Source organism: Mesorhizobium sp. M4A.F.Ca.ET.020.02.1.1, assembly GCF_004022645.1.
GTDB lineage: Bacteria > Pseudomonadota > Alphaproteobacteria > Rhizobiales > Rhizobiaceae > Mesorhizobium.
Genome location: NZ_RZOI01000222.1, coordinates 1 through 8,072, shown reverse-complemented (window position 1 = coordinate 8,072; position 8,072 = coordinate 1). Strand labels below are relative to the sequence as shown.

Here is an 8,072-nt window from a genome sequence, read left to right as displayed (position 1 = left end):
GCAGATGCTGGCCATGGCGCGTGCGCTCTGCCTCGAACCGCAGGTGCTGCTGATTGACGAGCCGACCGAAGGTCTGATGCCGTCGATGATCGCCAAGATCCGCGAGACGGTGGCCAAGCTGCGCGAGCGCGGCGTCTCCACCATTCTTGTCGAGCAGCGCGTCGATGCGGTTCTGTCGGTCGCCGACCGCGTCTGCTTTATCGAGAACGGCCGCAACCGCGAGACGGTTGATGTCGAGCAATTGCGCGCGGATCCGTCGGCGGTCAGGCGGTATGTCGGCGTCGGTTGAAGCCTCTAATCGTCCAGCGCACCGATCGCTTTCGCGCGCACAAATGCCAGGCCGGCAATAGCGAGATCGCCGACCGCCATGCCGCGGAACGCGAACGCCGTTCGCTCACTCGCGCTTTGACGACCCGGCACGTCGCCGCTGACCAAACCGGTCAAGTCGCCGGCGACGAGTTCGGGTCTCACCATGGGTTTGCTCATCTGCGCCTCTTGCACCAAATCGTCTATGACGATGCGATCGAAGATGGCCATGGTTTCGGGTAGCCAAGGCAGGGCCAGGTCGGTCATCGTCGCGAAGACTCCTGCCTTCAGCCATCGGGCATCCAAAAATGGAACGGGCTCGGGTATCAACGTGACTGTCGTCACCACGATGTCGGCGGGTTCGACCGCCGCCTTGGCAGTATCGCTCGGGACTGCTCTGAGACCACGTGTTTCAGCGATCCGGCAGAGTGCTTCACGACTGCCTTTGCTCCGGGCAAAGGCTCGAATCTCCTGCAACGGAAAAAGGTCGGCCAGAACTTCGAGATGACCGCGCGCCTGAACCCCGCATCCGATGAACGCGACGCATGCCGGGTCGGCCCGCGCCAGACGCCGGGCCGCCACGGCGCTTAGACCAGCCGTGCGCTTCGCGGTCACCCAATTGCCGTCGACCACAGCTAGCGGCAGTCCGGTCTCAGCGTCGAGAAGGGTGATCAGCGAGTTAAGCGTTGCAAGTCCCCGCTCGGAATTACGGGGATTGACCACCAGCGACTTGGTCGCCAGTACCCGAGGTTCGGTAGCTACTCCGAGAGTCGCCATGATGTAGCGGTCGTCGCCTGGCAGCACCACCGCCTTGGGCGCACACCATACTTCGCCCCGCCGCTGACCGATGATCTGCCGCTCGATTTCGTCGACCACATCGGACGTCGAAATCGCCAGGCCATCCAGGAATTCGGCTGACAGATAGGGCAGCTTCTCGATGGTCAATGTCGCCCCCGACGTAACCCCGCACCCTCCCCGACAATAGCAGAAACCGCTGGCCCCGCATACGCAGAAGCGCCGGTTGGCTTTTCGGCTCAGCCGAAAAACAGGAAGCCGGCGATCAGGAAAGCGGGGATCAGCACCAGACCCGACCACGCCATGTAGCCGAAGAACCCCGGCATCTTCACGCCGCGATGCCTGGCGATCGCAAAGACCATGAAGTTCGGCGCATTGCCGATATAGGTGTTGGCGCCCATGAACACCGCGCCGGCCGAGATCGCGGCGAGGGTGGATGCGAATTCGCCCATCAGGCGCTGCGGGTCGCCGCCGGCAAGCTCGAAGAAAACCAGATAGGTCGGCGCATTGTCGAGGAAGGACGACAGCGCCCCGGTCAGCCAGAAATAGGCCAAGTTGTTCGGCTGGCCGGAAGGCGATGTCACCAGCGCGACCAGCGGCGCCAGCGCGCCGCCGGGGCCGGCCCTCAGGATGGCGATCACCGGCACGATTGCGATGAAGATGCCGGCAAACAATTTCGCCACCTCGGCGATCGGTCCCCAGGTGAAGCCGTTCGCCTCGCGATGGCTCTTGCGCGAGACGGCGAGCGAGGCGAACGCCAGCGCCAGGATGATGGCGTCGCGCACGAGGTTCTGCAGTTCGAGGCCGACGCCGAGGATGGAAAGACCGGCGCCCGGCTTCCAGGTCGCCGACATCAGGATCGCGCCGATCACCCCGGCCAGCAGCGGAATGTTGGGCAGGCCGCGCAGGCGGACCTCCTTGTCCGGCGTCGGGTCCATGATCTTCGGCATGCCGCCCTCGCGCCGGTGCAGCATGGTGTCGATGCCCAGAAAGACCAGGAGCACTAGTCCGCCGGTGAATAGCGTCTCGCGCCAGAGATTGGCGGTCGTCCAGAAGAAATCGACACCGCGCAGGAAGCCGACGAACAGCGGCGGGTCGCCGAGCGGCGTCAGCAAGCCGCCGATGTTGGAGACCAGGAAGATGAAGAAGATCACGACATGCGCGTTGAACGGCCGGTTGTCATTGGCGCGCAGGATCGGCCGGATCAGGATCATCGAGGCGCCGGTCGTTCCGATCACCGAGGCAAGCAGCGCGCCGGCAAGCAGAAGCCCGGCATTGACCAGCGGCGTGCCGTGGATGTTGCCGGCAAGCAGGATGCCGCCGGAAATCGTGTAGAGCGCGAACAACAGGATGATGAAGGACATGTATTCGGTGAGCAGCGTGTGCAGCACCGCTTGTATGGCCGAAGGGATGCCGAAGGCGATCGCCAGCGGCACCACCACGAGCATTGCCCAGCCCGCGGTGATCTTGCCGTAGTGATGCTCCCAGACGTGGTGAAAGAGCAGCGGTCCGGTGGCGATCGACAACAGCAGGCCGGCAAATGGCAGCACCCACCAGAGCGACATCGCCGCGCCGGGCAGTTCGTGGTCCGCCGCTGCGAAGGCGAATTGCGGAAACAGAAGGACAGCCAGGGCTGGTAGGCCTGCTGCCAGTGTCCACGCCAATTGTATGAAGCCCCCCCGACGCCTCACAGTCTGGTCAGTCCGACAAATGGTCTTCGAGCACCACGCCGGCCTCGCGCATCCGCTTCAGCATCGCCTCGACCGAGCCGTTGAGGTCGATGCCGCGGCAGGCGTCTAGCCGCACCGTTGTCTTGAAGCCCTGCTTGACGGCGTCCAGCGCCGAAAAGGCGACGCAGAAGTCGGTCGCCAGCCCGACCAGCGTCACGGTGTCGATGCCGCGTTCGCGCAGATAGCCGGCCAGGCCGGTCTGGGTCGTGTGGTCGTTCTCGAAGAAGGCCGAATAGCTGTCGATCGCCGGGCGGAAACCCTTGCGGATCACCAGCTCAGCTTTGGTCCAGGCAAGACCCGAATGGAAATCAGAGCCGAGACTGCCCTGTATGCAGTGATCCGGCCAGAGCGTCTGCGGCCCATAAGCCATGTCGATCGTCTCGAGAGCCTGTTTGCCGGGATGGCTGGAGGCAAAGCTCGAATGGCCGGCAGGGTGCCAGTCCTGCGTCAGTACGACGTGCTCGGTTCGCCGGATCAGGTCGTTGACCAGTGGCACGATCTCGTCGCCGCCGGCCACCGCCAGCGCGCCACCGGGGCAGAAGTCGTTTTGCAGGTCGATGACAACAAGCGCTTCGTCGGCCATAGGCCTCCTCCTCAGCGTGGGCTCAAGTAAAATGCCGCTGTCGCGACCGGACGCAGAAACTTGACCAGATGGCCGGCGACGTCAACCTCCAGCGGCGTAACAATCGCGTGGAACCACTCGCCGATGCGGAGGCCGGAAACTCCGGCTTTGACAATTCCTGCCGACTTGATATCATTTGCATACGAATGAATTTTTGCCAGCGGGACGCCGGCAGGTCCCTCGCAAAGGCCCCTTTTCTGGAAGGCAAAGCGTGATCCGTTACGCGAAACCCACCACGGTCGACGAGGCGCTCGCCTTGCTTGGCGAGGATCGCTGGCGCATCCTGGCGGGCGGCACCGATTTCTATCCGGCGCAAGGCAACAAGCCGTTTCGCGAAAACATTCTCGACATCAACGGCCTGACGGCCCTGCGCGGTATCGTGGAGAGCGAAACGCACTGGCTGATCGGCGCGCGCACAACCTGGACCGATCTGGTCCGCCATCAATTGCCGGGCGCCTTCGACGCGTTGAAGGCGGCGGCGCGCGACGTCGGTTCCGTGCAGATCCAGAATGTCGCCTCGATCGCCGGCAATCTCTGCAACGCCTCGCCCGCCGCCGACGGCGTGCCGGCGCTTCTGGTGCTCGACGCCGAGGTCGAACTGCGCTCGGCGAAGGCGTTGCGCCGTCTGCCGCTCGGCGAGTTCGTTCTCGGCAATCGCCGCACCGCCCTGGCATCGGGCGAGATGGTCACCGCCATTCGCGTCCCGAAACCGGCGGCTGGCGGCACATCTGCCTTCGTGAAGCTCGGCGCCCGACGCTATCTGGTCATCTCCATCGCCATGGCGGCGGCGCGCCTTGTCGTCGACGATGGCGCCGTCGCTGAAGCGGCCATCGCCGTCGGCGCCTGCTCGGCGGTCGCCAGGCGGCTCACGGGCGTCGAGGCGGCGTTGCTCGGCCTGCCGGCCAACGAAGCCCTCTGTCGGGTCGTGCTCGCCGCGCCGATCGATGAACTGTCGCCGATCGCCGACGTGCGCGGCAGCGCCCAATACCGACAGGATGCGGCGCGCGAGCTCGTCGCCCGCGCCGTGCTTGCCGCTATCGGCCACACTGCTGGCGACCAGGTGGCTGCATGAGCCAGGTTCAGCCTCAGATGAGCGAAGTCCAGTCCGGCATGAGCATGGAACACAGCGATATCGCCTTCGAGGTCAATGGCGCTGCGGTCAGCGTCTCCGTACCTCCGGTACGTCGCCTTTCCCAAGTGCTGCGCGACGAATTGCGGCTGACCGGCACCAAGGTCGGCTGCGACGCCGGCGACTGCGGCGCCTGCACCGTGCTGGTCGACGGTGACCCGGTCTGCGCCTGCCTGGTGCCGGCCGCCTCCGTGTCGGGCGCGACCGTCACCACTGTCGAAGGCCTTGCCAATGGCAGGCTGTCGGCGTTGCAGGCTTCCTTCCTCGATCACGGCGCGGCGCAATGCGGCATCTGCACGCCGGGCCTGCTGGTGGCGGCGACAGCGCTTCTCGAGCGCAATCCCCAGCCGAGCGAGGCCGAGACGCAAGACGCACTGGGCGGTGTGCTGTGCCGCTGCACCGGTTACCGGAAGATCATCGCCGCCGTCATGGACGCATCGCGGCGCGTCGACAGCCTTGATCCTCGCATGCCAGAGGTTGGCCGCGCCGTCGGCGCCTCGCCGATCCGCCTCGACGGAGTGCCGAAGGTTACCGGCGACGAGAAGTTTGGCGGCGACTCTTTCCCGGCCGACGCGCTTGCCGTGCTGGTGGTCCGCTCGCCCCACTACCATGCCCGCTTCGCATTCGGCGATCTCGAAGCCTGGGCGGGCGCCCATGCGGGCATCGCCGGCGTTTTCACCGCCGCCGACATTCCGGGCCACAACTGCTTCGGTGTCATCGGTCCCTTTGCCGACCAGCCGGCGCTCGCGGAAGGCGAAGCGCGCTTTCGCGGCGAGGCGGTTGCGCTGGTGGCGGGCGAGCGCGAAGCGATCCTCGATCTCGATCTGACGGATTTTCCGGTTTCATGGACCGAGCTGCCGCATGTCCTGCAGCCCTCGGACGCGAAGGCCGATAGCGCGGCGCTGCTGCACCGGCACCGTCCGGCGAACCTGCTCACCTCAGGCTTCGTCGAACGCGGCGATCCTGACGCAGCGCTTGCCGGCGCCGCCGTCACCGTGTCCGGCGCCATCGAAACCTCCTATGTCGAGCATGCCTATATCGAGCCGGAAGCCGGCTATGCCTACATGGACGGCGACACGCTGGTCGTCGTCGCCTGCACGCAGGCGCCCTATATGGACCGCGACGACACGGCAAAGGTGCTCGGTCTTGCCGTCGACAAGGTGCGCATCGTGCCGACCGCCACCGGCGGCGGCTTCGGCTCGAAACTCGACGTCTCGCTGCAGCCGCTGATCGGCCTGGTGGCGATGAGGACGGGCCGCCCGGCGGCCCTTGCATACACCCGCAATGAATCGATGATTTCGACCACCAAGCGCCATCCCGCCGAGATGCAGGCGACGATCGGCGCCGATGCCGGTGGCCGCGTCACCGGCATGGTCTTTTCCGGCGATTTCAACACCGGCGCCTATGCCAGTTGGGGTCCGACCGTCGCCAATCGCGTGCCGGTGCATGCCTCCGGCCCCTACCTGACGCCGAACTACCGCGCCGAAGGCCGGGCCATCCACACCAACGGCCCGATCTCCGGCGCCTTCCGCGGCTTCGGCGTGCCGCAGGCGACGATCATGCAGGAGACGCTCTACGACGAACTTGCCGGCAAGCTTGGGCTGGATCGGCTTGATTTTCGCTTGAAAAACTGTCTTCGTAACGGCTCCGAAACGGTCACCGGGCAGCGCCTCGAGTCGGGCGTCGGCATCGGCGAATGCCTGGAAGCGCTTCGCCCGCATTGGGCCCGCGCGCTCGCCGAGGCCGAGGCGTTCAACGCCGCCAGCGAGGACAGAAAGCGGGGCGTCGGCGTCGCCTCCTGCTGGTATGGCTGCGGCAACACCTCGCTGCCCAATCCCTCGACCATCAAGGTCGGCATCGCGGCCGCGGGCGAGGTCGTGCTGCATCAGGGTGCCGTCGACATCGGCCAGGGATCGAACACCGTCATCAGCCAGATCTGCGCCGATGCGCTCGGCCTGCCATTGCAAAAATTTCGCCTGAAGTGCGCCGATACCGCGATCACGCCCGACGCCGGTAAGACGTCCGCCTCGCGCCAGACTTTTGTGACCGGCAAGGCGGCCGAAAAGGCAGGCAGGGCATTGCGTGAGAAAATCCTGCGCTTTGCCAATGTCTCTGACCGGGCGACCATCGCGCTCGACGGCTTCAGCATCTTCATCCGCGAAGGCGACGCCACACGGCGTGTCGACCTGTCTGAGCTGAAAGCCAATGCCGACGGATTGGTGTTCGTTGCGGAAGAGACCTACGACCCGCCGACGCTGCCCCTTGACGCCAAGGGGCAGGGCAAGCCTTATGCCGTCTATGGCTATGGCGCGCAGATCGCCGAGCTGGAGGTCGATCTCAAGCTGGGCACCGTAAGGCTGATCAGGATCACCGCCGCGCACGACGTCGGCAAGGCGATCAATCCGGTGCTGGTCGAGGGCCAGATCGAGGGCGGCATCGCGCAGGGCATCGGCATGGCGCTGATGGAGGAATACATCCCCGGCCGCACCGAGAACCTGCACGACTACCTCATCCCGACCATCGGCGACGTGCCGCCGGTCGAGCACATACTGGTCGAGGTTCCGGACCCGGAAGGACCCTTCGGCGCCAAGGGGCTGGGCGAACACGTGCTGATCCCGACCGCGCCGGCGATCCTCAACGCCGTCCGCCACGCCACCGGCGTGCTCGTCACCAAGGTGCCGGCGACGCCGAGCCGCATCCTTGCGGCGATCCGCGACAAGGAGGCGCGCCGATGAGCGAGCTTGCCGAACGTTTCGAAACCCACGATCCCGGCGAGAAGCAGGTGGCGGAGAAGATCCGCTGCGATGCCTGTCCGGTCATGTGCTACATCGCCGACGGCCGCACCGGCGCCTGCGACCGCTACGGCAATGTCGGCGGCCGTATCGTGCGCATGGACCCGCTGACCATCCTCGACCACGCAGCCGAGACCGGCGGCGCTGTCGTGCCGTTCGTCGCCGAAGGCGAAGCCTGGAACGGCGAGCTGGTCAACACCGGCCGGCGCTTCGTCAGCGCCATCGGCGCCGGCACCACCTATCCCGACTACAAGCCGGCGCCCTTCATCGTCAGCCAGGAGGTCGACGGCGTCGATCTCGTCACCGTCGTCACCGAGGGCATCTTCTCCTACTGCGGGGTCAAGGTGAAGATCGACACCGATCGCCATATCGGCGACGAGACGGCAACAGTGCGGTCGGAAGGCGAGGCGATCGGCCACGTCACGACCGGCGAATACGGCTCGCAGATGCTGTCGCTCGGCGGCGTCCATCATCTGACCGGCGGCTCCAAGACCGAAGGCCGCGCCACCTGCGATGCGCTGCTCAACCTGTGCAACCGCAAGCCGGTGGAACTCACCATCGATGGCGGCGCGACGGTCATCGTTGAAGCCGGCAAACCGCCGGTCATCGACGGCAAGGTCGAGCACCGCATGCGCGTCGGCTGCGGCTCGGCCACCATCGGCATGTTCGCCACGCAATGGCGCGGCCTTGTCGACGAG

At 65.8% G+C, this 8,072-nt stretch carries 5 protein-coding genes and 2 pseudogenes; 4 read left to right on the top strand and 3 right to left on the bottom strand.

Features of this window, described 5'->3' with window-relative positions; translation table 11 throughout:
• Nucleotides 1-289 (top strand): annotated as a pseudogene (locus tag EN742_RS15810) (ABC transporter ATP-binding protein); the annotation flags it as partial.
• Nucleotides 290-294: 5 nt separating this feature from the next.
• Here EN742_RS15810 and EN742_RS15805 read toward each other — a convergent pair.
• The 3 genes from EN742_RS15805 to pncA form a co-directional block, all read right to left on the bottom strand.
• Nucleotides 295-1,251, bottom strand: a complete 957-nt coding sequence (locus tag EN742_RS15805) for an ornithine cyclodeaminase family protein (protein ID WP_128333000.1) — start codon at nucleotides 1,249-1,251, stop codon at nucleotides 295-297.
• 89 nt (nucleotides 1,252-1,340) lie between these two features.
• On the bottom strand, nucleotides 1,341-2,753 hold the full coding sequence (locus tag EN742_RS15800; RefSeq protein ID WP_127405818.1) for a sodium:proton antiporter: 1,413 nt from the start codon (nucleotides 2,751-2,753) through the stop codon (nucleotides 1,341-1,343).
• A 46-nt stretch (nucleotides 2,754-2,799) separates the two neighbouring features.
• Nucleotides 2,800-3,414: a bifunctional nicotinamidase/pyrazinamidase gene (gene pncA, locus EN742_RS15795; RefSeq protein ID WP_128332999.1), complete on the bottom strand. Its 615-nt coding sequence runs from the start codon at nucleotides 3,412-3,414 to the stop codon at nucleotides 2,800-2,802.
• Nucleotides 3,415-3,664: 250 nt separating this feature from the next.
• Here pncA and EN742_RS15790 point away from each other — a divergent pair, with 250 nt between their 5' ends.
• The 3 genes and pseudogenes from EN742_RS15790 to EN742_RS15780 all read left to right on the top strand — a co-directional run.
• Nucleotides 3,665-4,525 carry a xanthine dehydrogenase family protein subunit M gene (locus tag EN742_RS15790; RefSeq protein WP_126057011.1) on the top strand — a complete coding sequence of 287 codons (861 nt, stop codon included), beginning with the start codon at nucleotides 3,665-3,667 and terminating at the stop codon, nucleotides 4,523-4,525.
• A 17-nt stretch (nucleotides 4,526-4,542) separates the two neighbouring features.
• Nucleotides 4,543-7,317 carry a molybdopterin-dependent oxidoreductase gene (locus tag EN742_RS15785; RefSeq protein WP_245492332.1) on the top strand — a complete coding sequence of 925 codons (2,775 nt, stop codon included), beginning with the start codon at nucleotides 4,543-4,545 and terminating at the stop codon, nucleotides 7,315-7,317.
• Nucleotides 7,314-8,072 (top strand): annotated as a pseudogene (locus EN742_RS15780) (6-hydroxynicotinate reductase); the annotation flags it as partial. The gene EN742_RS15785 and the pseudogene EN742_RS15780, both read left to right, overlap by 4 nt.